This window comes from Streptosporangium sp. H16, assembly GCF_051918855.1.
Classification (GTDB): domain Bacteria; phylum Actinomycetota; class Actinomycetes; order Streptosporangiales; family Streptosporangiaceae; genus Streptosporangium.
Window position 1 is genome coordinate 252,952 of record NZ_JBPXMD010000006.1, and the last position, 21,720, is coordinate 274,671.

Annotated in this window: 24 protein-coding genes; 15 read left to right on the plus strand and 9 right to left on the minus strand. The window is 70.7% G+C overall.

Features of this window, described 5'->3' with window-relative positions; all coding sequences use genetic code 11:
• The first annotated feature begins 71 nt into the window (after positions 1 to 71).
• A complete protein-coding gene (locus tag ACTOQ2_RS12940) occupies positions 72 to 1,526 on the plus strand; it encodes a hypothetical protein (RefSeq protein WP_440099819.1) in 1,455 nt (484 codons plus the stop codon).
• A 997-nt stretch (positions 1,527 to 2,523) separates the two neighbouring features.
• On the opposite strand, the gene ACTOQ2_RS12945 is transcribed toward ACTOQ2_RS12940, so the two are convergent.
• The 4 genes from ACTOQ2_RS12945 to ACTOQ2_RS12960 form a co-directional block, all read right to left on the minus strand.
• Positions 2,524 to 2,790 (minus strand): GlsB/YeaQ/YmgE family stress response membrane protein, encoded by a 267-nt coding sequence (locus tag ACTOQ2_RS12945; protein WP_440070400.1) that lies wholly within the window; start codon positions 2,788 to 2,790, stop codon positions 2,524 to 2,526.
• Between the two features lie 93 nt (positions 2,791 to 2,883).
• Entirely contained in the window at positions 2,884 to 3,150 is a 267-nt protein-coding gene (locus ACTOQ2_RS12950) for a GlsB/YeaQ/YmgE family stress response membrane protein (protein ID WP_440099820.1), read from the minus strand.
• Between the two features lie 188 nt (positions 3,151 to 3,338).
• Positions 3,339 to 3,797, minus strand: coding sequence for a 2-C-methyl-D-erythritol 2,4-cyclodiphosphate synthase (ispF, locus tag ACTOQ2_RS12955; RefSeq protein ID WP_440099821.1), 459 nt, complete (start codon positions 3,795 to 3,797; stop codon positions 3,339 to 3,341).
• A 17-nt stretch (positions 3,798 to 3,814) separates the two neighbouring features.
• The gene (locus ACTOQ2_RS12960; protein WP_030924410.1) at positions 3,815 to 4,297 is read right to left on the minus strand and encodes a CarD family transcriptional regulator; all 483 of its coding nucleotides are present in this window, start codon (positions 4,295 to 4,297) and stop codon (positions 3,815 to 3,817) included.
• 261 nt (positions 4,298 to 4,558) lie between these two features.
• Between ACTOQ2_RS12960 and ACTOQ2_RS12965 the strand changes: the two genes are divergently transcribed.
• On the plus strand, positions 4,559 to 5,140 hold the full coding sequence (locus tag ACTOQ2_RS12965) for a copper chaperone PCu(A)C (protein WP_440070401.1): 582 nt from the start codon (positions 4,559 to 4,561) through the stop codon (positions 5,138 to 5,140).
• A gap of 227 nt (positions 5,141 to 5,367) precedes the next feature.
• Here ACTOQ2_RS12965 and ACTOQ2_RS12970 read toward each other — a convergent pair whose 3' ends face one another.
• Together ACTOQ2_RS12970 and ACTOQ2_RS12975 are read right to left on the minus strand one after the other, a co-directional pair.
• A complete protein-coding gene (locus tag ACTOQ2_RS12970) occupies positions 5,368 to 6,057 on the minus strand; it encodes a response regulator transcription factor (RefSeq protein WP_362678267.1) in 690 nt (229 codons plus the stop codon).
• Positions 6,054 to 7,235, minus strand: coding sequence for a sensor histidine kinase (locus tag ACTOQ2_RS12975; protein ID WP_440070564.1), 1,182 nt, complete (start codon positions 7,233 to 7,235; stop codon positions 6,054 to 6,056). Before ACTOQ2_RS12975 ends, ACTOQ2_RS12970 begins: the two co-directional genes overlap by 4 nt.
• Positions 7,236 to 7,393: 158 nt before the next feature.
• Here ACTOQ2_RS12975 and phoU point away from each other — a divergent pair, with 158 nt between their 5' ends.
• Positions 7,394 to 8,053 carry a phosphate signaling complex protein PhoU gene (gene phoU / locus ACTOQ2_RS12980; RefSeq protein WP_440099822.1) on the plus strand — a complete coding sequence of 220 codons (660 nt, stop codon included), beginning with the start codon at positions 7,394 to 7,396 and terminating at the stop codon, positions 8,051 to 8,053.
• 126 nt (positions 8,054 to 8,179) lie between these two features.
• On the opposite strand, the gene ACTOQ2_RS12985 is transcribed toward phoU, so the two are convergent.
• The 3 genes from ACTOQ2_RS12985 to mshA form a co-directional block, all read right to left on the minus strand.
• Positions 8,180 to 8,923, minus strand: coding sequence for a phosphoglyceromutase (locus tag ACTOQ2_RS12985; protein WP_362678263.1), 744 nt, complete (start codon positions 8,921 to 8,923; stop codon positions 8,180 to 8,182).
• A gap of 194 nt (positions 8,924 to 9,117) precedes the next feature.
• The gene (locus tag ACTOQ2_RS12990; RefSeq protein ID WP_440099823.1) at positions 9,118 to 9,597 is read right to left on the minus strand and encodes a YbjN domain-containing protein; all 480 of its coding nucleotides are present in this window, start codon (positions 9,595 to 9,597) and stop codon (positions 9,118 to 9,120) included.
• A 72-nt stretch (positions 9,598 to 9,669) separates the two neighbouring features.
• Positions 9,670 to 10,953, minus strand: coding sequence for a D-inositol-3-phosphate glycosyltransferase (mshA, locus tag ACTOQ2_RS12995; RefSeq protein ID WP_440099824.1), 1,284 nt, complete (start codon positions 10,951 to 10,953; stop codon positions 9,670 to 9,672).
• Between the two features lie 107 nt (positions 10,954 to 11,060).
• On the opposite strand from mshA, the gene ACTOQ2_RS13000 reads away from it, so the two are divergent.
• The 12 genes from ACTOQ2_RS13000 (at position 11,061) to ACTOQ2_RS13055 (ending at position 21,518) form a co-directional block, all read left to right on the plus strand.
• Positions 11,061 to 11,798 carry an SDR family oxidoreductase gene (locus ACTOQ2_RS13000; RefSeq protein WP_440099825.1) on the plus strand — a complete coding sequence of 246 codons (738 nt, stop codon included), beginning with the start codon at positions 11,061 to 11,063 and terminating at the stop codon, positions 11,796 to 11,798.
• Positions 11,799 to 11,800: 2 nt separating this feature from the next.
• A complete protein-coding gene (locus ACTOQ2_RS13005) occupies positions 11,801 to 12,604 on the plus strand; it encodes a class I SAM-dependent methyltransferase (RefSeq protein WP_440070407.1) in 804 nt (267 codons plus the stop codon).
• 59 nt (positions 12,605 to 12,663) lie between these two features.
• Positions 12,664 to 13,194, plus strand: a complete 531-nt coding sequence (locus tag ACTOQ2_RS13010; protein WP_440099826.1) for an N-acetyltransferase family protein — start codon at positions 12,664 to 12,666, stop codon at positions 13,192 to 13,194.
• A gap of 61 nt (positions 13,195 to 13,255) precedes the next feature.
• Positions 13,256 to 13,621: a BlaI/MecI/CopY family transcriptional regulator gene (locus ACTOQ2_RS13015; RefSeq protein WP_362678251.1), complete on the plus strand. Its 366-nt coding sequence runs from the start codon at positions 13,256 to 13,258 to the stop codon at positions 13,619 to 13,621.
• A complete protein-coding gene (locus tag ACTOQ2_RS13020; protein ID WP_440099827.1) occupies positions 13,622 to 14,545 on the plus strand; it encodes a M56 family metallopeptidase in 924 nt (307 codons plus the stop codon).
• Between the two features lie 293 nt (positions 14,546 to 14,838).
• Complete coding sequence (locus tag ACTOQ2_RS13025; protein WP_440099828.1) at positions 14,839 to 15,369, plus strand: helix-turn-helix domain-containing protein; 531 nt, start codon at positions 14,839 to 14,841, stop codon at positions 15,367 to 15,369.
• Between the two features lie 3 nt (positions 15,370 to 15,372).
• Positions 15,373 to 15,858, plus strand: coding sequence for a hypothetical protein (locus ACTOQ2_RS13030; protein WP_440070411.1), 486 nt, complete (start codon positions 15,373 to 15,375; stop codon positions 15,856 to 15,858).
• Positions 15,859 to 16,086: 228 nt separating this feature from the next.
• Positions 16,087 to 16,416 carry a DUF2516 family protein gene (locus ACTOQ2_RS13035; RefSeq protein WP_329089733.1) on the plus strand — a complete coding sequence of 110 codons (330 nt, stop codon included), beginning with the start codon at positions 16,087 to 16,089 and terminating at the stop codon, positions 16,414 to 16,416.
• Between the two features lie 91 nt (positions 16,417 to 16,507).
• Positions 16,508 to 17,062, plus strand: a complete 555-nt coding sequence (locus tag ACTOQ2_RS13040) for a GNAT family N-acetyltransferase (RefSeq protein ID WP_440099829.1) — start codon at positions 16,508 to 16,510, stop codon at positions 17,060 to 17,062.
• 105 nt (positions 17,063 to 17,167) lie between these two features.
• The gene (locus ACTOQ2_RS13045) at positions 17,168 to 18,172 is read left to right on the plus strand and encodes a LacI family DNA-binding transcriptional regulator (RefSeq protein WP_440070414.1); all 1,005 of its coding nucleotides are present in this window, start codon (positions 17,168 to 17,170) and stop codon (positions 18,170 to 18,172) included.
• Positions 18,159 to 19,553, plus strand: a complete 1,395-nt coding sequence (locus tag ACTOQ2_RS13050) for a serine/threonine-protein kinase (protein ID WP_440099830.1) — start codon at positions 18,159 to 18,161, stop codon at positions 19,551 to 19,553. The genes ACTOQ2_RS13045 and ACTOQ2_RS13050 overlap by 14 nt, the downstream gene beginning before the upstream one ends.
• A 393-nt stretch (positions 19,554 to 19,946) precedes the next feature.
• The gene (locus tag ACTOQ2_RS13055) at positions 19,947 to 21,518 is read left to right on the plus strand and encodes a cellulase family glycosylhydrolase (protein WP_440099831.1); all 1,572 of its coding nucleotides are present in this window, start codon (positions 19,947 to 19,949) and stop codon (positions 21,516 to 21,518) included.
• The last annotated feature ends 202 nt before the right edge of the window (positions 21,519 to 21,720 follow it).

Below are 21,720 nucleotides of genomic sequence, written 5' to 3' on the forward strand. Positions count from 1 at the left end.
TCTCTGCCTCGACCGCCTTCGAAAAACTTCCCCGATCATGCTAGATGCCGATTCTGTAGGCTCAAAGGGCCATGGACGTCAAATCCCCCGGGGCGGCAGGTTCGATCTCCCGCCCGCCCCCGCCCCCGCCCCTGCCCATCGCCGCCGAGCCGAGCCGGGTGGCCGTCGCCCTGCGCCGCGCCGGGATCGCCGTCACCGGAGTCGGCGTGGCCGCGCTCACGGCCGCGGCCTGCGTGCTCTCCTTCGAGGATCTGCGCGCCCTCGCCGTGGCGGGCAGGGCGCCCGTCGGCCTCGCGTATCTGTATCCCGCCGCCTTCGACGCCCTGCTCGTCATCGCGATGATCGGCGTACTGCTGCTGCGCGGCGGCCGGTGGCCGGTACGGCTGCAGGCGGGCGTGATCCTGACGTTGCTGTTCGCCGGCGCGGCCGCCGCCGAGGTGTCCACCGCCATGCGGATGGCGGTGGACGAGGGGCGCGCGGCCGTCGTGGTCGCCGTCGCCCCCTGGGTGATGCTGATCCTGGCCCTGTGGCTCTGGCTCCTGCTGATCAAACACGCCGCCGCCCGGAGGGCCGCGAGCGACGCGGCCCTGTCCGGCCTGCCGTCGTCCGGGCGAGACATCGTGCCGTTCCCCGAGGCGAGCCGGGCGGCTTTGGACCGCCTCGCCGCGCCCGACCCCGAGGAGCGGTGGCAGGATCCACCGGCCCACCCTGAGCAGCCCGTCCGCCCCGGCCACGAAGAGCATCCGGGACACGGGAGCCATCCGGGTCATGGGGACCACCCCGGTCACGGGGACCGCCCGGGTCACCCAGTGCACCCAGTGCACCCAGGGCATCCGGGGCATCTGGTGCACCACTCCGCGGCGGAGATCATGCTCGACCCGCATTCCGCGCCGCCCCTGGAGTCCGCCCCGCACCACGACCTCCCGGTGGGAGAGCCGGTGGTCGGTCCCACCGCGGCACCGGAGACGCCCGAGGTCACCGACATCCCGCAGGACCCGCCGCCCTCGCGGGAACCCGCGGCCCCCCGGCCGGGCAAGCCGATGCGCTGGGGCGACCTGGTCCGGCCGCGCCAGGGCGACCTGCTCGTCCACCCGCCACGCCGGGCCGTCCGGGCACCCGAGCCTGAGAGCGGCGGCAGGGTCAGCGAGCGGGTGGAGACGTGGGACAGCGACACCGACCTTCCCCGGGAGCAGGCGTCCGAGGTGAGCGAGCGCGACGCCGACACCCAGCCGATCCTCGCCGTGAAGGACCGCCCGGCGAGTGTCCCGCCGGGCGAGATCGCCACGGAGCAGGCGGCGTCGCCCGCGGAGAGGCCCTCGGAGAGCGCCGCGAAGGCGCCTGTGGCGAGGGAGAGGCGCACCGCGGGCCGCAAGGCCGGAAAGTCCCCTGACCCGGCGCACGGCGCCGAGGCCGCCGAGGCCGGGGAGGCCGGGGAGGAGGGCGAGGCGCGGTCGCACGACGAGGACGGCGTCGCGGCACCGCCCTCCGGGCGGATGCGCAGCACGCCCGTACCCCCGGGTGAGTGAGGGATCGAGGGCGAGCGGGAGGCGGATCCGATCCGCCTCCAGGCAGCCGTCGAGCACGACACGAACCCCGAGCCTGACGCTCCGGCGCCCCGGCTCCCCTACGACCCTGTGATCCTGTGACCCGTCGAGCCGGTGCCGCGCGACCGGCCGCGGACGCCCGTCGGACAGGGAGGCAGGGCGGCAGGGCGTGACCATGTCCGGTGCTGCGGTCGTACGCCCGTCGGGTCAGCTCCGGGGCCTGGGAGGAGCTGACCCGGTCTTCGGGCCGTCGCTCAGCGGGTTCTTTCAGCCGGGATGGCCGAGACCGCTGAGATCGGCTACGTGGTTCGGCGCCCCTTCGGCCTCGCCGCACGCGCTGGGTAGGTGGTCCAGCCGTTCGAAGACCACGTTCTCCGGGTGTGAGAAGGCCTGTGACCCCGGGACGTCACCGCCCGGGCGAGCCACACCTCCGGGCCGTTCCCCGGGCGGTCCGTCGCTTCGCGGGTGATCCCGTCCCCGGGCAATCCGTCGCTTCGCGGGTGGGTCCGCTCGTGGCGCCGCGAGCGGCCCGGCCCCTTTCGTGGTGGATCCGCCGGGCGGTACGGCCCGTCCATGCCCCGCCGCCGCCCGGCCGCCGGACAGGCAGGCCGGGCGGCGGCGGGACCCGGGCCGCACACCGCGGTGGAACCGAGCGGCGGTCTCCTGCCGGAACCACCGTTCGCCACCGGGTGTTGGACCGGCCCGCAGCTATTCGTTCACACATGTGTGAACGGCGCCCCGCTGCGGACCGGCGATTTGCTCACCTCCGGGCCCGGGTCAGGATCGGCCGGAAGCCGGTTCGGCACGCTGCTCGAACCGGCCTTGAACGACCGAGACCCGCTCGGCAGGCCAGATGGAACCGAGCGGGTCTTCTCCTGGAGCAGGATGACATCGTGCGCGTCACCGCGATGCCTCCGGACCGGAGGGGGTCCAGTCGAGTCTCGGCGAGGTCACCGGGATGGTTCACCCGGGGTGTTCGCTAGACCCTGGAGCGCTTGAGACCCGCGACCAGGCCGACACCGACGATGGCGAGGCCCACCTGCATGACGAGTTCGATCCAGTCGATACCGTCCGTGGTGGCGACACCGAGAACCTGGGCGAGGGCGGTACCGATAAGCGCGGCGACGATGCCGACGACGACGGTCAGGATCACTCCGATCGCCTGCCTACCGGGAAGCAGGAGACGGCCGAGGGCACCGATGACCGCGCCGATAACGATTGCCCCGAGAATGGACGCGATAGTCATATTCAACCTCCCAGTGATCGTGAGACCTTCACTCTCACAGGGAGGTGGCTACCCCCTGAGTCACGGTTATGCCTAACAGTGGCAAAAAATCCTTCAGTGCGTCTTTCTCGCCTGCATCTGGACGACGAGGAGCACCGCGAGCACCGCGAGTGCCAGCTGGATGATGTGCTCCCACCAGTCGATCCCTCGCGTGTTGGCCAGGCCGAGCGCTCCGGCGATGAGCGAGCCGACGAGCGCGGCGACGATGCCGACGATGAGCGTCAGGCCGATGCTGATGTTCTGACGCCCGGGAAGGATGAGACGCGCCAGGGCACCGATGATGGCGCCGATGATGATTGCGGAGACAATCGAGACGATCATGTCCGGCTCCCCCTGTTACGAGACACGGTCACCAAGGGGTTACCCAGCGCATTCATTGATCACGCTAAAAGAAGGGGTGGCCCGTACCGCGCCAGTGACGGGCCACCGCCTCGATATGGATCGACGAGCATTCCGCGCCGCCCGCCGGAACGTTTTCCACGTTCCGTATGGAAGACGTCTGACACCCGCTACAGGTTCACCACGATCGCGGTCGCGACGGCCGCCACGCCTTCGCCGCGCCCGGTGAGGCCGAGCCCGTCCGTCGTGGTGGCGCTGACGCTCACCGGAGCCCCCACGGCGGCGCTGAGGGCCTTCTCGGCCTCGACGCGGCGAGGGGCGAGCTTGGGACGGTTACCGATCACCTGAACGGCCACGTTGCCGATCTCGAAGCCCGCGGCACGCACCTTACGCGCGGCCTCCTCCAGCAGGGCGGCACCCGAGGCGCCTGCCCACCGGGGATCGGACGTGCCGAACAGGCCGCCGAGATCACCGAGGCCCGCCGCGGACAGCAGGGCGTCACAGGCGGCGTGGGCCGCGGCGTCGCCGTCGGAGTGACCGGCCAGGCCGGTCTCACCGGGCCAGTGCAGACCGGCGAGGTGAAGCTCACGGCCAGAAGCGAACGGGTGGACGTCGACCCCGACGCCCACCCGTGGAAATGTCTTGTTCAGGAGTTGAGAACCTCGTCCAGCAGGGCCTCGGCCTTGTCCTCGTTCGTCTTCTCCGCGAGCGCGAGCTCGCTGACGAGGATCTGCCTGGCCTTCGCCAGCATCCGCTTCTCTCCTGCGGAGAGTCCGCGCTCCCTGTCTCGCCGCCACAGGTCGCGAACGACCTCGGCAACCTTGTTGACGTCGCCGGACGCCAGCTTCTCAAGGTTCGCCTTGTAGCGTCGGGACCAGTTCGTGGGCTCTTCGGTGTGAGGCATTCGAAGCACGTCGAAGACGCGCTCAAGGCCCTCTTGTCCGACGACATCGCGAACACCGACGAGTTCTGCGTTGTCAGCCGGCACCTGGACGGTAAGGTCGCCCTTGTCGACCTTAAGAACCAGGTAGGTCCTTTCCTCACCCTTGATGGTTCGGGTCGTGATCGCCTCGATCCGAGCAGCCCCGTGGTGGGGGTAGACGACAGTGTCGCCGACCTGGAAAGTCATGTGACAAGTACCCCTTCCGCTGTACTCAAGAGTACCACGTATCCACAGCCTCCCGGAACAGTGAAATCACCATAACTGCAGGTCAAAGCCGCATCTTATGACTTGACAAGTGCCCAAGTGTGTGAATCAGAGGGGCAAAAAGCACTTATGACCTGCGTTCTGCGGCTTCGGATGATGAGGCGGGGCGGCGGGAAACCCGGTAAACGTCGCCGATAGGGTTGCCCTTGCCCTATCTCACGCGTGACAAGGAGAACTCGCACCGTGACCCGCAACATCCGCCACCGGGCGATCGTCGCCGCGGCGTTCCTCGCAGCCGCTCCGGCCCTGGCCGGCTGCGGTGCCGGATCCGACGCGATCACCAACAAGCCCTACTCGCCGACCGAGGCTCTCTCGGTCAAGACGAAGGGCATCGACATCTCCCAGGCCTTCTTCCTGGGGCCGGACTCCGGCGCGACGCTGCCGGCCGGGGCGGCCACCCCGCTCTACCTGTCGGTGGTCAACACCAACGCGGGCTCCGACCAGCTCGTCGGCCTCGGCGTCGACCCCGCCCTCGGTACGGCGAAGGTGAGCGCGCCCGTGACGCTCCCTCAGGACCAGCGGGTGAACGTCGGCAAGCCGACCCCCACGATCCTCGTCGAGGGGCTGAAGAAGCCTCTCAGGGGCGGCGAGGGCCTCAAGGTGCAGCTGCAGTTCGCCAACGCCGGCATCGTGCAGCTCACGATCCCCGTCATCACCCGCAGCCGCGAGTTCACCGCCTACCCGCAGGCTCCCGGCGCCTCCGCTGCCCCCACGCCGTCGCCCACCCCCTCCGCCACCACCGGGGACGAGCACTCGGGCCACTGACGCTCCGGGGCCGGTGACGGCCTCCGGACACGCCGAGGGGCCGTACGGCGCGGGCACGCCGTACGGCCCCTCGGATCGTCCGGAGGCGAAGCGTCCGCCCGGGGCGGGCACGCCCGGACGGGTGTCGCCCCGGAAGCGGGCGATCGTCAAGGAACGGGCGAGGCGGCTCAGATCTCCGCGGCCCAGAGCTCGGCGGGCCGGACCTCCGCGACCCAGACCTCGGGGAGTCAGACCTCGGCGGGGTCGAACTTGTAGCCCAGCCCCCGGACGGTGAGGATGCAGCGCGGGTTGGAGGGGTCGGACTCGACCTTGGCCCGCAGCCGCTTGACGTGCACGTCCAGGGTCTTGGTGTCGCCCACGTAGTCGGCGCCCCAGACCCGGTCGATGAGCTGGCCCCGGGTGAGCACCCGCCCGGCGTTGCGCAGCAGCACCTCCAGCAGCTCGAACTCCTTCAGGGGCAGCTGTACCGGCTCACCGCGCACGGCGACGATGTGGCGGTCGACGTCCATCCGGACCGGACCGGCGGCCAGCACCGCCGACTCCAGCTCCTCCACGTCGCCCTGGCGGCGCAGCACCGCGCGGATGCGGGCCACCAGCTCTCGCGAGGAGAAGGGCTTGGTGACGTAGTCGTCGGCGCCGAGCTCCAGCCCGACGACCTTGTCGATCTCGCTGTCCTTGGCGGTGAGCATGATGACGGGCACGTTGGAGCGCTGCCGGAGGGAGCGGCAGACCTCGGTACCCGGCAGGCCGGGGAGCATCAGGTCGAGCAGCACCAGGTCGGCGCCGTTGCGGTCGAAGGTTTCCAGCGCCTCCGGCCCGGTGGTGGCCACGGCCACCTCGAAGCCTTCCTTGCGCAGCATGTATGACAGGGCGTCGGAGAACGATTCCTCGTCCTCGACAACGAGCACGCGAGTCACTGCGCGGCCTCCAGGGGAATCGTGACTGTTGCTGGTTCCGTGACCGCCATGCCGCCGAAGGCGGGCAGGCGGAGGGTGAAGGTGGAACCGGAACCTTCCTTGCTCCACACCGTGACCGCCCCGTTGTGGGAGGCGGCCACGTGCTTGACGATGGCCAGGCCGAGGCCCGTGCCACCGGTCGCCCGCGAGCGTGCCGCGTCGACGCGGAAGAACCGTTCGAAGATCCGCTCCTGGGCGCTCTCGGGAATGCCGATCCCCTGGTCGCTCACGCTGATCTCGACGGATTCGGTGTTGGGGCCCGCCGCGCGGGCGCTGACCACGACCCGGGTGTGCTCGGGGCTGTAGGCGACCGCGTTGTCGATGAGGTTGCGCAGGGCGGTGACGAGAAGCTCGTCGTCGCCCCATATCCGCAGGCCCTCGACCCCACCGGCGACGAGGGTGATGTCCTTGGCCGCCGCGGTGGTGTTGCAGCGGTCGATGGCCTCGTGCACCGCCTCGTCGATCAGGACCGGGCCCGGGGTGGGGATGGGCTCGGCGCCCTGGATACGGGAGAGGGTGATGAGGTCCTGGACGAGGTAGGTGAGCCGGGCCGCCTCGTGCTGCATGCGCCCGGCGAAGCGGGTGACCGCCTCGGGGTCGTCGGCGGCGTCCTGGATGGTCTCGGCCAGCAGCGACAGCGCGCCCACCGGCGTCTTGAGCTCGTGGCTCACGTTGGCCACGAAGTCGCGGCGCACCGCCTCGACGCGGCGGTGCTCGGTCTGGTCCTCGGCGAGGACGAGCACCTGGCCGTGCGAGCCGAGCGGGGCGACCCGCACCGCGAAGTTGGTCGACTCCTGGCCGAACTTGTGGCCGGCCACCTCGATCTCGCTCTCGCGGATCTCGCCGTCCCTGCGGACCTTCCTGGCCAGGGCGAGCAGCTCGGCCGCCATCAGGTGATCTCCCTTGACCAGGCCGAACGCGCGTGCCGCCGAGCTGGCCCGCAGCACGCGGTCCTCCTTGTCGAGCACGACCGCCGAGGACGGCAGCACGGCCAACACCGAGGCGACCCCCTGCGGCAGCGCGCCGGGCTCGACGCCGTCAACCGGTGTCATCGCACTCCGCTGTCCATGGTTATGGCGGACGACCATCACGGCCAGCGCTCCCACGACGAAACCGGCCAGTGCGGCCAGGCTCGCCATCAGCTCACTCACGCGGTCCTCCCGTAGGCTTCACGTCCTCGATGGTAGGTCGGGCTTTTCCCATTGAGGACTGCTAAGGGGGCATGACCACGGCCTTTCCCATAAAGTTCACTTTACGGTCGAGGTTCGTTCACCGTTACCGCCCTACGGTGAGTCTCATGCGCGACGCCTACCACGAAGAACTCGACGCCCTCACCGAGCGGCTGGTCGAGATGACCCGACTCGTGAGGTCGGCGATATCGCGGGCCACCACCGCCCTCCTGGACGCCGACATCCACCTCGCCGAGAGCGTCATCTCCCAGGACGAGGAGGTCAACCGGATCTTCGCGGAGATCGAGGCCTCGATCTTCGACCTGATGGCCAGGCAGCAGCCCGTGGCCGTGGACCTCAGAATGATCATCGCGGCACTGCGGATGGGCACCGACCTGGAGCGCATGGGCGACCTCGCCGAGCACGTGGCCAAGATCGCCCGGCTGCGCCATCCCGAGTCCGCCATCCCGCCGGAGGTACGCTCCACCATCCTGGAGATGGGGCAGATCGCCGAGCGTCTCGTCACCAAGACCGGCAGCTGCATCGCCTCGCGTGACGTGGAGTCGGCCCTGGAGCTGGAGTCCGACGACGACGCCATGGACAAGCTGCACCGGAGGCTGTTCAAGGTCCTGATGGCCTCCGACTGGAAGTACGGCGTCGAACCGGCCATCGACGTGACGCTGATCGGCCGCTACTACGAGCGCTACGCCGACCACGCGGTCCGCGTCGCGCACGACGTGGTCTACCTGGTGACGGGCTCCCGCCCCCAGGACACCTCCGCTTCCTGACCCCCGCCGTCCCTCACGAACGTCTTCGCGACAAGCCCGAGAAGCCCCGAGAAGCAGGGAGGGCCCGCCGGATCCGGCGGGCCCTCCCTGCTTCTGTGCGTTCTCGTACGTTCCGGGATGCCGGGGCTACTTGCCCTGGTTGGCCACGGCCTCGATGGCGGCCTCGGCGGCGGTGGGGTCGAGATACTGACCGCCCTTGGTGACCGGGTGGAAGGCGTCGTCCAGCTCGTACCGGAGCGGGATGCCGGTGGGGATGTTGAGCCCGGCGATCTCGTCGTCGCCGATCCCGTCCAGGTGCTTGACCAGCGCCCGGAGCGAGTTGCCGTGCGCGACGACCAGCACGTTCCTTCCCTGCGCGAGGTCGGGCACGATCTGGTCGTACCAGTACGGCAGCATGCGCTCGACGACGTCCTTGAGGCACTCGGTCCTCGGCATCAGCTCGCCCGGCAGGAGCGCGTAGCGGGCGTCGCCGGCCTGGGAGAACTCGTCGTCGTCGGCGATCGGGGGCGGCGGGACGTCGTAGGAGCGGCGCCAGAGCATGAACTGCTCGTCACCGAACTCGGCCCGCGTCTGAGCCTTGTCCTTGCCCTGCAGGGCGCCGTAGTGGCGCTCGTTGAGCCGCCAGGACCGGGAGACCGGCAGCCAGAGCAGGTCCGCGGCGCCCAGCGCGAGGTTGGCCGTCTGGATCGCCCTGGTCAGCAGGGAGGTGTGCACCACGTCGGGACGCACCCCCGCGTCGAGCAGCAGCCGCCCGCCGCGGCGCGCCTCCTCCTCGCCCTTGGCCGAGAGCCCCGCGTCCACCCATCCGGTGAACAGACCCTTTGCGTTCCACTCACTCTCACCGTGCCGAAGCAGCACCAAAGTCGACATGCCGACAAGCTTAGTGGGCGCTTGCTTGCCGTCTCCGGCGCTCCACCCGACCTGAACCCGGCCTGAACCGGGCCTGAACCGGGCCTGAACCGGGCCTGAACCCGGCCTGAACCGCCTCGGCCCGACGGCGGACCCGGCCGCCCCGGCCCTCGGAACCTGCCTTCGAGGGTTCGGAACGGTGGGACGGGGCGCCCTCAGCGCTCGGGGTCGGCGAAGCGGGCGAAGGCCTGGAGGTTGGCGAGCGACTCGCCGCGCTTGGCACGCCACTCCCACTCGCGCCGGATCGAGGAGGCGAAGCCCAGCTCCAGGGCGCGGTCGAAGCCCTCGTCGGAGTAGGTGAGCACGCATCCGAGAAGGCGGTCGACCTCCTCGTCGGTGACCGCCTCCAGCGGGACGCGGCCCACGAGATAGACGTCGCCGATGGGATCGAGGGCGAAGTGCACCCCGTACATGGAGCCGTTCTTGGTGAGGAGCCAGCGGTAGAACTCGGCGTGGTTCTCGTCGGGCTGACGGCAGAAGAATGCCTCCACGTGCAGTGCCTGGTCGCCGACGATCAGCCAGGCCATGGTGGCGAGCTTGTGCTGGCCGGGGAGCTTCACCAGGAAGGCCCCCGGCCGGGGCTGCTCGTAGGAGGCGTCCGCGCTCTTCAGCGCCGCCTCGATCACTTCACGCATGGGCCCAGCTTACGAGCGGGCCTCACACGAACAGCGCGCCATCCGCTTCGCGGGCGCCCCGCGGGCGGGCCTTCAGGAGTTGACCGCGACCGGGAGGCGGTGCAGGTTCGTCATCGCCCCGGCGTAGACGTCCGCCAGCCGGGCCGCGGTGGCCGACCAGCCGAAGGCCGCCGCGTGGGCCACCGCACCCGCCGACAGCGTCTCCCGCCAGGCGGGCTCGTAGACGAACCGGCGGAGCACCCGCGCCCAGTCATGGGCGTCGTGCCCCTCGACGAGCACCCCGGACACCCCGTCGCGTACGGCGGTGCGCAGCCCGCCCACGGACGCGGCGGCGACGGGGGTGCCGCAGGCCTGGGACTCCAGGGCCACGAGGCCGAACGACTCGCTGTGGGAGGGGACGACGGTCACGTCGGACGCGCGGTACCAGTCGACCAGCTCGTGCTGGGGCGCGGGGGGAACGATCCTGACCACGTCGGAGATCCCCAGCGAGGCGGCCACGTCGGTGAGGTAGGAGGGCCTGGCCAGGCCGTTGCCGCTGGGGCCGCCGACGCAGGCGACGACCAGCCTCGACCTGAGCGAGGGGTCGTCGATGAGCATCCTGGCCGCCGCGCGCAGCAGCACGTCCGGGGCCTTCAGCGGCTGTACGCGGCCCACGAACAGCAGCACGTGGGCGTCCTGCGGCAGCCCGAGCCTGTAGCGGGCCGCGCCCTGGGAGGCGGGCTGGAAGACCCTGAGGCTCACGCCGGGGTTGACGACCTCGACGCGGGCCGGGGCGGCTCCGTACAGCTCGACGAGCTCCCTGGCCTCGGTCGGGGTGTTGGCCACCAGGCGGTCGGCGACGTCCACGACCTGCTGCTCGCCCAGCACCCGGGCGGCCGGCTCCGGCCTGTCGTCGGCGGCGAGCAGGAGGTTCTTCACCTTGGCCATGGTGTGCATGGTGTGCACCAGCGGCAGGCCCCAGCGTTCCTTGGCCAGCCAGCCCACCTGGCCGGAGAGCCAGTAGTGGGAGTGGATGACGTCGTAGCGGCCCGGCTCGTACATGGCCTCGGTGCGCAGCACCCCCGACAGGAAGGCGCAGAGCTGGCCGGGCAGGTCGCCCTTGTCGAGCTCCTCGTACGGCCCGGCGGTGACGTGGCGGACCGAGACGCCCGGGACGATCTCCGCGACCGGTGGCAGGTCCCGGGATGTCTGCCGGGTGAAGATCTCCACCTCCACCCCGAGTTCGGCCAGGCGTTTCGCCACTTCGACGATATAGACGTTCATCCCGCCCGCGTCCCCGGTCCCCGGCTGGTCCAGGGGGGACGTGTGCATGCTGATCGTCGCGACCCGGTTGACCCGCCGTCGCCTCACCGACACCACCTCCGAGAGGGCTCAACCATGGAAAAATCCGCAACATTCCCGACACATAGCCGCACCAGGTACGGACGGGGAGGCCCCGGCGGTTCCTGGCAGGATGGGGGTCCATGAAGAGGACAGCTGTGGTGACAGGGGCCAGCAGCGGGATCGGCGAGGCGACGGCCCGCAGGCTCGCCGCCGAGGGCTTCGAGGTGGTGGCCGCGGCGCGGCGCAGGGAGCGGCTCGACGAGCTGGCCGCCGAGGTGCCCGGCATCCGCCCGGTCACCCTGGACGTGACGTCACAGGAGTCGGTGGACGAGCTGGCCGCCTCGCTCGAGCGCTGCGACGTGCTGGTGAACAACGCCGGGGGCGCGATCGGCCTGGAGCCCGTGGCGAGCGGGAAGGTCGCCGACTGGCAGCGGATGTACGACGTCAACGTGATCGGCACGCTCCGCATGACCCAGGCGCTGCTGCCCAGGCTGATCGAGTCGGGCGACGGCGTGCTGCTGATGCTGACCTCGGTGGCCGGGCTCGTCTCGTACGAGGGCGGCGGCGGCTACAACGCGGCCAAGCACGCGCAGACCTCGATGACCGAGGTGCTCAGGCTGGAACTGGTCGGTCAGCCGGTCAGGATCGTCGAGGTCGCCCCCGGGATGGTCCACACCGAGGAGTTCTCGCTGAACCGCTTCCGCGGCGACTCGGCCGCCGCCGGACGGGTCTACGAGGGCGTGCCCGGCCCGCTCTCCGCCGACGACGTGGCCGACGCCATCGCCTGGTGCGTGACCCGCCCGGCCCACGTGAACGTCGACCGCCTCGTCATCCGCCCCCGGGCCCAGGCCGCCCAGCACAAGGTCCACCGCGTCTGATCGTGCGGAAGCCAACGGAGAAGCCGGTAGGAGCGATCACCAGGGGGACGACCGGGCACAACCGCCTGCGGCGGGCCGACCGCTGGGTCGTCGCCGCGCACGGCCGCCTGCTGCGCTCCGCCGTCCGCCCGCTGGTGGTCGACCTGGGGTACGGGGCCTCGCACACCACGACCCTGGAGATGTTCCTGCGGCTGCGCGCGGTCTGCCCCTCGGTCGAGGTCGTCGGCGTCGAGATCGACCCGGCCAGGGTGGCGGCTGCCAAGCCGTACGAGCGGCCGGGACTGTCGTTCACGCTGGGCGGCTTCGAGCTGCCGGTGGCGCGGCCGCCCCTGCTGATCAGGGCGTTCAACGTGCTGCGGCAGTACGGGGAGGCGCAGGCGTGGGAATACTGGGCGATGCTCTCCGAACGGCTCGCGCCGGGCGGGGCGATCGTCGAGGGCACCTGCTCGGAGGTGGGCCACCGCGCGGTCTGGGCCGGGCTCGACCGCTCGGGGCCCCGGACGCTCACTCTCTCGGCCCGCTTCGACGCCTTCGAGCGCCCCTCGGACCTGGCCGACCGGCTGCCCAAGACGCTCATCCACCGCAACGTCCCCGGCGAGCCCGTCCACGCCTTCCTGCGCGACTTCGACCGGGCCTGGGCCGTCAACGCCCCCCTGAGCTCGTACGGCTCCCGGCAGCGCTGGATCGCCGCGGCCGAGACGCTCGCCGGGACCTGGCCGCTGGCCGGGCACCCGCCGCTGGGCGGCCGGGCGCGCTGGCGGCTCGGCGAGGTCACCCTTCCCTGGGCCGCGGTCGCCCCGAGGTGACCCGGAAACGTTGGTAAGGCAACCCTAAGTTGCTTACATATATTTGGTAAAGTCCGCGTATGGCAGAACTGCGGTTCGTGGTGGACCCCGAACTCACCCCGGCGCTCACCGGCGAGCTCGTCGAGTGCTGGACCGAGGTGGTCAACGCCGGAGGGTCGGTCGGCTTCGTCCCCCCGGTCACCTCCGACGACATCCTGGAGACGGCGGCCGCCACCTTCGCCGCCTGCGACACCACCCGCGACAACCCCGACCATCTGCTCGTCGGGTTCGACGCGGAGGGCCGGGTGGCGTGCTGGCTGGTCCTGGGTGACGGGAAGTCGTGGCTGCGGGCGCACTGGCGCTGGGTGTGGCGCGTGATGGTCGATCCCAAACACCAGGGCAAGGGCTACGGGACTCTGCTCATGCGCGCCGCCGACGACGCCGCCCGCGACCTGGGCGTGGAGGCGCTGCACCTGACGGTCCGCGGCGGCACCGGGACCGAGGGCTTCTACGGCCGACTGGGATACGTGGAGGTCGGCCGGATCCCGCGGGCGATCCGCCTCGCTCCGGGGGACGACCGGGACGAGATCTACATGGTCAAACAGCTGTGACGCACGTCACTCGACAACCCGTAGTACTACCCCTCGTGGTGCGGGAGTTAGGCTTGGATGCGTGAAGGGTCTCGGCGAGCTTGAACGCAGCATCATGGACATCATCTGGGCACAGCCATCTCCCGTGACGGCACGGGAGGTCGGGCGTCTGATCGCTGACCGCGACCTGGCGCCCACCACCGTGATGACCGTGCTCGACCGGCTCACCCGCAAGGGGTTCCTGCTCCGCACCCGGGACGGGCGCGCGTGGCGGTACGCACCGGCGGAGAGCCGCGACGCCTACGTCGCGGAGCTTATGCTGGAAGCGCTGGATATGACCGGTGACCGGTCGGCGGCCCTCACCAGGTTCGCCCAGGCCGTCACCGGCACCGAAGCCGACATCCTGCGCAGGGCCCTGACGGACCTGGAGGAGCTGGAGGACGAGTAGATGACCGCGGCAGCCCTGGCGACGCTCGCCCTGGTCTGCGCGGTCGGCGCCTGGCGCTTCACCCGGGCGCGGTGGACCTACCGCGCTCCGCACGTGGCCATCGTCCTGTGGCAGGCGCTGGGGGTCACATGGGGCCTGGCCGGGACGGGCGCCCTGCTCGGCTACGCGCTGAAGCCCTATGGCGAGGGCGTGCTGCACGGGCTTCGCGAGTTCGCGGTCTCCTCGCTCGCCGGCGGACGCGGGTTCCCCCAGCCGTACGAGCTGCCGAGGATCGTCGCGCTCACCGCCGGGCTCACCGCGCTGGCCGTGCTGATCCTGGTGCTTCTCGCCGCGGGCGCGCAGACGTTCCGTGCCCGCCACCGCCACCGCACCCTGCTCGCCCTGATCGCCAGGGAGGACCCGGTGGTCCCCGGCGTGCGGGTGCTCGACCACCCGGGCGCCACCGCCTACTGCGTGCCCGGCCTGCGCTCCCAGGTGGTGGTCAGTGAGGGGGCGCTCAAGCTGCTCTCCGCCGACGAGCTGAGCGCGGTGCTCGCCCACGAGGCCGCCCACGTGCGCGAGCGGCACGACCTGGTGCTGCTGCCCTTCGCCGCGCTGCGCCGGGCGCTGCCCTGGTCGCGCGTGGTCAAGGACGCGCAGAGCGAGGTCGGCCTGCTCGTGGAGATGGCCGCCGACGACGTCGCCCGCCGCTGCTGCTCCGCGCGCCGCCTGGCGACCGCCCTGCTGCGCTTCGGCACCGCGGGCGCCGTCCCGGCCCCGCACGGCGCGCTGGGCGCCGCGAACTCCACCGCCGCCGTGATGGCGAGGGTCGAGCGCCTGGTGAACCCGATCCCGGTCCTGCCGCGCGGGATCCGCTACGCCATCGTCGCCTTCTCCGTCGCCCTGACGTCGTCGGCGCCGCTGCTCTGGCTGGTCCCGTACTGAACTTCGCGCCGAGGCCCGTAGCGGGCCCGCGCCGGGCCCCGCCGGGGCCGGTGCCGCGTTGACCCGCCTTGCAGGCGCCGCGTTGACCCGCGCCTTGCGGGCGCCGCGTTGACCCGCCTTGAAGATGAGGCGTTGACCCGCCTTGAAGATGCGACCGGCCCGCATACCGAACCCGGGTCTCACCCTGGAGTTCCGGCCGGATTCGTCCGGCTATAGCCAAACTCACCCCAAAGTGCTTGCAAGTGTTAGCCAACCCGTTTGCAATAGCAAGCACGATGCGGCAGACTCGGTCCATGGCACTACCCAAGGTCGGCTCGATCGGTGAGTACATCCGCGAGCAGCGCACGCACGCGAAGATCTCCCTGCGACAGCTCGCCGCGGCGGCGGGGGTCTCCAACCCCTACCTGAGCCAGATCGAGCGCGGGCTACGCAAGCCCAGCGCCGAGATCCTGAACCAGATCGCCAAGGGCCTGCACATCTCGTCGCAGGCACTCTACGTCCAGGCGGGCCTCATCGAGGAGCGCGAGCCGGACAGCGACGTGCTGACCGCGATCAGGGCCGACCACCTCATCACCGAGCGCCAGCGCCAGGTGCTGATCGACATCTACGAGTCGTTTCGCAAGGAGAACCAGCAGGCCGAGGCCCCGGACGACGACGCGCAGACCTCCCAGAAAGCACGTCTCGCACCGGAGCCCCGGCGGGGTGACGCGGACTCCTCGCCTGACGACGAGGTGCCGCTCCCCGGGGAATACCTCACCGCGTTGAAGCCCTACGCGGCCCCCCCGAGCAACGGCCACATCACCGAGGAAACCAAGGAAGGTTAACCCATGCCCATCACCGCCGAAGTCAAGAAGCTGGCCGAGTCCAAGCCGTTCTACGCCGTCGCCGGGGCCGGCGACTTCGCCGTCGAGAAGCTTCTCGAGCTTCCCGAGCAGATCCAGAGGCTGCAGGGCCGCCGCGAGGAGATCCGCGAGGCCGCGAAGGACCTCCCGGAGAGGGCCAGGCAGCTCGCCGGCAAGGCCGAGGGATACGCCAAGGACTTCCCCGTGAAGGCGCGCGACTACGCCGACCAGATCGCGGGCAGGGCCAACGAGCTCTACGAGGAGTTCGCCAACCGCGGCCGCAAGGTCGTCTCCAAGACCAGCGGCGAGATCGCCCTAGAGCTGGAGGAGGTCTCCGAGGCCGCCGAGCCCGCGATCGCCTCCGCCCGGACGCCCAAGAAGGGCACCCGCGCCTCGAAGCCCGCGACCGGCAGGTCCACCACGACCGGCAGGTCCACCGCCGGCGGCAGGTCCACCCCGCCCAAGGGCTGAGCGAGTCCCTCGCGGACTCCGGTTCCACGGCCCGCCCCGGGCGTCGTCTCCGGTGCGGGCCTTTCGACGTTCGAGGGCCCGCGCCCGGCGAGGGCGGGAAAGCGGGCCGGCACGAGCGGGCGCGAGAACGGGCCGCCAAGGTCGGCCGGTACGGGCCGAGGACGCCGCGAACGGGGCTTTCGGCATTAGGCTGAGGGAGACCGGCGAGGCGAACGTTCTGGAGAGACGATGATCGAAATCCACGGTGCCCTGGACCTGGTCTTCTGGATCCTGGCCGTCGGAGTGTTCGCGCTGTCGGGATGGGCGCTCGTGCACGCGGTGAAGACCCCGGCACGGGCGTTCGCGGTCACCGGCAAGCAGACCAAGAACCTGTGGCTGGTCATCCTCGGACTGGCGGCCCTGTTCGGCTTCGCCGCCGCGGTGCAGTACCTCAGCGTGCTGAGCATCTTCACGATCGCGTCCGTCATCGCCTCGGGCATCTACCTGGCCGACGTGCGTCCCGCCGTGCGGGAGATCGGCAAGGGCGGCGGCAACCAGGGGCCGTACGGACCCTGGTGAACCGGTCCCGGGCCCGTCGTTTCGCGCGGGCCCGTGGACGGCTCAGGAAAACCGGGTTGCCCGGCGAGGTTCCGGCCGGTAGACACACCGGATGATGTTCGCGCGCAAGCCCACGCTCGCCGGAGAGCACGTGACGCTCCGGCCGGTCGGTCCCGAGCACGTGGACGGCCTCTGGGAGCTGGTCAACGACCCCGAGACCGTCCGGCTGACCGGTTCTCACGGCAAACCCGACTACGAGGGGCTCAAGGCCTGGTACGGCTCGCGGGGCGAGCACGGCGACCGGCTGGACCTGGCGATCTGCACCGCCGGGGACGACGCCTACGTGGGCGAGATCGTGCTCAACGAGCTCGACGCCGACAACCTCTCCTGCAACCTGCGCATCGCGCTGATCGGCCCCCGGGCGTACGGCAGGGGGTACGGCACCGAGGCGATCCGGCTCACCCTCGACCACGTCTTCCGCACCACGCCGCTGCACCGGGTGGCCCTGGAGGTTTACGCCTTCAACGAGCGGGCAGCGCACGTCTATCGCAAGATCGGCTTCATCCAGGAGGGCGTCTGCCGTGACGCTCTGCGCCTAAACGGGGAATGGTATGACTCCGTAATCATGGCGATACTTGCCCCTGACTGGGTTGTCAGGGAAATTTGACATACACATGGTGATTTTTCGGAAACATCTTTTGACACTTCCGAAACAATGCTAGGTTCACTGGGAGCGCTCCCACCTGTGCAGGATCTTGGTGTGGAGGAAGTTATGACCGATCTACCCACACTTGCCCAGGTCGCCGCAGAGGCAGGGGTCTCCCCCGCCACAGCGTCCAGGGTACTCACCGGTTCAGTCAGAGTCAGCACGTCGACTCGTAGGCAGGTGCATGACGCAATATCGCGTCTCGGTTACGTAAGACATCGCGCTCCCCGGGGCGGCTCCGGCCGCCGATCCGACCAGGTCGTGGCCATCGTGGTCTGCGAACCCGCGCACCGGCTCTTCACCGAGCCGTTCTACGCGCGGATGATCACGGCTGCGGAGGAGGTCCTCACCGGGCACGGCGTGCCACTCGCCGTGATGACCGCCACGGCGGCCACCTCCACCATCGCCACGCCGCCGCTCGTCGCCGGAGGCATCGACGGCGTCCTGCTGATCGGCGCACGTGACAGGCATCCGCTCGTGGTGACCCTGGCCGCCTCGGGCATTCCGGTACGGAGTGCGGGCCGTCCCCCGGACGGCATCGACCTCCCCCACGTCGACATGGACAACCGCGACGGCGGCCGGCAGGCGGCGGAACACCTGCTGCTCGGCGGACGGAGGTCCATCGGTGTCATCGCGGGCCCACCCGCCCTTCCGGCCGCCCGCGACCGGCTCGAAGGGTTCATGCAGACCCTCTCCCTGGCCGGGATGACCGGCGTGCCGGTCGCGTACGGCGACTTCAGCCACACGTCGGGGGTGCACGGCATGCAGTGGCTGCTGCGCAGGATGCCGCACGTCGACGCGGTCTTCGCCGCCTCCGACGTGATGGCGGCCGCCGCGCTGCAGACCCTGCGCCGGGCCGGCCGCCGGGTGCCGGAGGACGTGGCCGTCATCGGGTTCGACGACGCCCCCGCCGCCCGGCGGACCTCTCCCACGCTCACCACCGTCCGCCAGCCGGTGGAGGAGTTCGCCGCGCTCGCCACCCGGCTGCTGCTGCTCTCGATGAGCTCGGCCGGTGCTCCCCGTGACAATCCCGTCCTCCCCACTGAGCTGGTGGTCCGTGAGTCCGCCTGACCAGGTCGGGCTTCGTGCGGGAGACGTGCTCACCCGCAGGTACCTGTTGCTGGAGCGGATCGCGTGGGGTGGCATGAGCGTCATCTGGCGCGCCTTCGACCAGTCGCTCCAGCGGATGGTCGCCGTCAAGCTGCTCGACGGCGAGCTGGGCGTCGACCTGGGGGAGCGCGAGCTGATCCGCAGGGAGGCGCGTGCCACCGCGCGCCTCATCCACCCCGACGCGATCGAGGTCTACGACTACGGGGAGACCGTGACCTCGCACGGTCGCCTGGCCGCGTACGTCGTCATGCGCCTGCTGGAGGGGCGCCCGCTGTCGGACCGGATCAACGAGGGCCCGCTGCCGTGGGCGGAGGCGGCGACGATCGCCGCCAGGCTGGCCACCGTGCTGGCCGCCGCCCACGAGCGGGGCATCGTGCACCGGGACGTCACCGCCGAGAACGTGCTGCTGACCTCGGCGGGCGCCAAGCTGCTCGACTTCGGCATCGCGGCGTTCATCGGGGAGGACGCCGACGACCGGGCCTCCGACTACGGGACCCCTCCCTACGTGGCGCCCGAACGGCTCACCGGCACGGTCGCGGACCCGGCGAGTGATGTCTACGCGCTGGGCGTGCTGCTGTTCGAGATGCTCACCGGCGACCCCCCGTACCCGGAACGGACCTGGGAGGAGATCGAGAACGTCCGCCGGGAGGGACCGCCGCCGGTGGCGAAGGTGCCGGGCATGCCCGCGCGGATCAGCGCGCTCTGCCAGGTCTGCCTGTCGCACCGGCCCGAGGCCAGGCCCAAGGCGCAGGAGGTGGCCGACGACCTGGCCGCGGCCCTCAGACCGCCGGCCACGACCCCGGTCCACTGGACGCGCGCGCACGGGCTGGTGGGCTGGACGGTGGTCGCGACGGTGGCGGCGCTGCTCGCGGGTCTCCTGGTGTGGAGCCGGATCTCCGGCTCCTACGAGGAACAGGTGGCGGCTCCACCGGGTCGAGGGACGGCACCGCCCACGGTCCTCGACCCCACCACCGCCTATCCCGAACCGGGCACGACGCCGCGCCCCAGTCCCTCTCCGTCCGGTCCCGTCCCCAAGCGGGGCGGGCAAGCGGCGGAACCCGCACCGGGAGTGGAGGCGATCCCCTTCTCCACCCCCAATCTCAACCAGAGCGTGCGGCGCTTCAACGCGGTGCTGGCGAGGGGGGAGGACGAGGGCAGGATCCGCCCGGACGTGGCCCTGGACCTGCGGCAGGTGCTGGCCAACAGCGTCTGGGGCTCCGGCGACCTCGCCCCGATCCGGGGAAAGATCGCCGACCGCCACCGGGAGGGCTCGCTGCCCGACGACTTCCGCCACGCTCTGGAGGCTCAACTCCTGCTCGTGTCGGTCGCGCTGGCCGGCTAGAAAGACGAGACGTACGGCTAAGCCCCCTCGAATCCGCCTCAGGTGGAGGGGGCTTAGGTTCCGGCCGCCGTGGCGCGATCTCGAAGCCGGCGGCCGGGCCGTGCGGTGCGCGGTTCCCGCCGGCCCTTCGAACGCCGGGCCTCCCGCGGGCATGCCCGGCCCTCCCGCCACCCGCGACACCGGCCGGTGAAACTTTCACCTCGTGCCCGGCGGGACGATCGTCGTACAGGGCGAGATGGGAGGGGTCGCGACCGCCGTGGAAAGGCGCCGGCGACCCTGGCGGCGGTTGACGGGACCGGGGTGGGCGCCGAACCATGGCGAGCGCGACCGGCCGCACCTCTCGATCGCGGGGCCCTCCCCTCGCGTACAGCTCCCGTCCTCGAAGGGCTCTTGATGAAAGTCCTGCGTGTTCGCAGGTGGCCGGCGGCGCTCGCGGCGCTCGTGGTCACCTCGGCGCTGGCGGTCGCGCTCGGCTCCTCCCCGGCCGGTGCCGCGGGCGGAACCGGCACCGGCTACCTGCGCACCTCCGGCAACAAGATCGTTGACAGCACGGGCGCGACCGTCCGGTTGACCGGCATCAACTGGTTCGGCATGGAGACCGACAACAAGACCTTCCACGGATTGTGGTCGAACAACCCGTGGAGGGGCCAGATCGACAAGATGGCCTCGCTCGGTTACAACACCCTTCGCGTGCCGTTCTCCAACGACGCCCTCAAGCCCGGCGCGGTGGCCAGCGGCGTGAACGACTTCGTCAACCCGGACCTGGTCGGCGACAGCCCGCTGCAGATCCTCGACAAGGTCATCGCGTACGCCGGAAGCAAGGGCATGCGGATCATCCTCGACCGGCACCGGCCGACCGCGGCCGGGCAGTCGCCGCTGTGGTACGTCGCCGCGACGCCGGAGAGCACCTGGATCAACGACTGGAAGGCACTCGCCCAGCGGTACGCGGGCAACACCACCGTCATCGGTGCCGACCTGCACAACGAGCCGCACGCCGAGGGCACCAATCCGGCCGCCACCGGGGCGTGCTGGGGCTGCGGGGACACCGCGCGCGACTGGCGGCTGGCCGCCGAGCGGGCGGGCAACGCGGTGCTGTCGGTCAACCCCAACTGGCTGATCTTCGTCGAGGGTGTGAGCTGCCCGAGCGGGGGCCTGTCGAACGTCTGGGACAACGACCCGAGCAACGACGAGGACTGCGGTTGGTGGGGCGGCAACCTGTCGAAGGCCGGGGAGTTCCCGGTGCGCCTGAACGTGGCCAACCGGCTGGTCTACTCGCCGCACGACTACGCCACCTCGGTCTACCGCCAGGCGTGGTTCGACGCGCCGGACTATCCGGCGAACCTGCCCGCGATCTGGGACAAGTACTGGGGCTACCTCTACAAGCAGAACATCGCGCCGATCATGCTCGGCGAGTTCGGGACCACCATGCAGGCCGCCGTGGACAAGGTCTGGCTCCAGGAGCTGATGAAGTATCTGGGCACCGGGGTGAATGGGATGTCGTTCACCTACTGGTCGTGGAATCCCAACTCGGGTGACACCGGGGGCATCGCCAAGGACGACTGGACCTCCATCAACCAGGACAAACAGGACATCCTCCAGCCGTACCTGATCCCGCCGGTCGGAGGCGGCGGCACGCCCACCCCGACCCCCACACCGACCCCGGGGACCACGGCCTGCGAGACGTCGTACACGCTCACGAACTCCTGGCAGGGAGGCTTCCAGGCCGCGCTGACCGTGAAGAACACCGGGACCTCGGCCTGGAACAACTGGTCGGTGAGCTGGACCCTGCCGTCCGGGGTGACGCTCGGCAGCGGCTGGAACGCCACCGTCACGCAGAGCGGAACCACCTTCACCGCGAAGGCCCCGAGCCACGCCGCCAACCTCGCGGCGGGCCAGTCCGTCGTCGTCGGATTCACCGCCAACGGGCCCTCCACCCCCGGCGCGTCCGGAATCACCTGCACCTGATCCCCAACTCCCCGTTCCACGGAACCGTCGAGGGCGTGCCGCCGAGCGGCACGCCCTCTCGTGGTGTGAACCGTGGCCGGGACAAGGACGCGGCCCCTCGTCGTGCTGACGCGGCTTTCTGCCGTGCGGACGCGGCTTTTTGTCGTGCGGAGGCCGTCTCCGCCGCCGGATCCGTCCCCGCCGGAATATCCCGGACACCCTC

Excerpts from the sequence above, each read along its gene's own strand:
- ACTOQ2_RS12960 (WP_030924410.1), bottom strand. The coding sequence starts at position 4,297 with ATGACTTTCCAGGTCGGCGACACTGTCGTCTACCCCCACCACGGGGCT.
- ACTOQ2_RS13025 (WP_440099828.1), top strand. The coding sequence starts at position 14,839 with ATGGCACTACCCAAGGTCGGCTCGATCGGTGAGTACATCCGCGAGCAG.
- ACTOQ2_RS12990 (WP_440099823.1), bottom strand. The coding sequence starts at position 9,597 with ATGCGTGAAGTGATCGAGGCGGCGCTGAAGAGCGCGGACGCCTCCTAC.
- ACTOQ2_RS12945 (WP_440070400.1), bottom strand. The coding sequence starts at position 2,790 with ATGACTATCGCGTCCATTCTCGGGGCAATCGTTATCGGCGCGGTCATC.
- ACTOQ2_RS13045 (WP_440070414.1), top strand. The coding sequence starts at position 17,168 with ATGACCGATCTACCCACACTTGCCCAGGTCGCCGCAGAGGCAGGGGTC.
- ACTOQ2_RS13000 (WP_440099825.1), top strand. The coding sequence starts at position 11,061 with ATGAAGAGGACAGCTGTGGTGACAGGGGCCAGCAGCGGGATCGGCGAG.
- ACTOQ2_RS13035 (WP_329089733.1), top strand. The coding sequence starts at position 16,087 with ATGATCGAAATCCACGGTGCCCTGGACCTGGTCTTCTGGATCCTGGCC.
- phoU (WP_440099822.1), top strand. The coding sequence starts at position 7,394 with ATGCGCGACGCCTACCACGAAGAACTCGACGCCCTCACCGAGCGGCTG.
- ACTOQ2_RS12975 (WP_440070564.1), bottom strand. The coding sequence starts at position 7,235 with ATGGCGAGCCTGGCCGCACTGGCCGGTTTCGTCGTGGGAGCGCTGGCC.
- ACTOQ2_RS13020 (WP_440099827.1), top strand. The coding sequence starts at position 13,622 with ATGACCGCGGCAGCCCTGGCGACGCTCGCCCTGGTCTGCGCGGTCGGC.
- ACTOQ2_RS12950 (WP_440099820.1), bottom strand. The coding sequence starts at position 3,150 with ATGATCGTCTCGATTGTCTCCGCAATCATCATCGGCGCCATCATCGGT.
- ACTOQ2_RS12985 (WP_362678263.1), bottom strand. The coding sequence starts at position 8,923 with ATGTCGACTTTGGTGCTGCTTCGGCACGGTGAGAGTGAGTGGAACGCA.
- ACTOQ2_RS12940 (WP_440099819.1), top strand. The coding sequence starts at position 72 with ATGGACGTCAAATCCCCCGGGGCGGCAGGTTCGATCTCCCGCCCGCCC.
- ACTOQ2_RS13040 (WP_440099829.1), top strand. The coding sequence starts at position 16,508 with ATGATGTTCGCGCGCAAGCCCACGCTCGCCGGAGAGCACGTGACGCTC.
- ACTOQ2_RS13030 (WP_440070411.1), top strand. The coding sequence starts at position 15,373 with ATGCCCATCACCGCCGAAGTCAAGAAGCTGGCCGAGTCCAAGCCGTTC.
- ACTOQ2_RS13055 (WP_440099831.1), top strand. The coding sequence starts at position 19,947 with ATGAAAGTCCTGCGTGTTCGCAGGTGGCCGGCGGCGCTCGCGGCGCTC.
- ACTOQ2_RS13010 (WP_440099826.1), top strand. The coding sequence starts at position 12,664 with ATGGCAGAACTGCGGTTCGTGGTGGACCCCGAACTCACCCCGGCGCTC.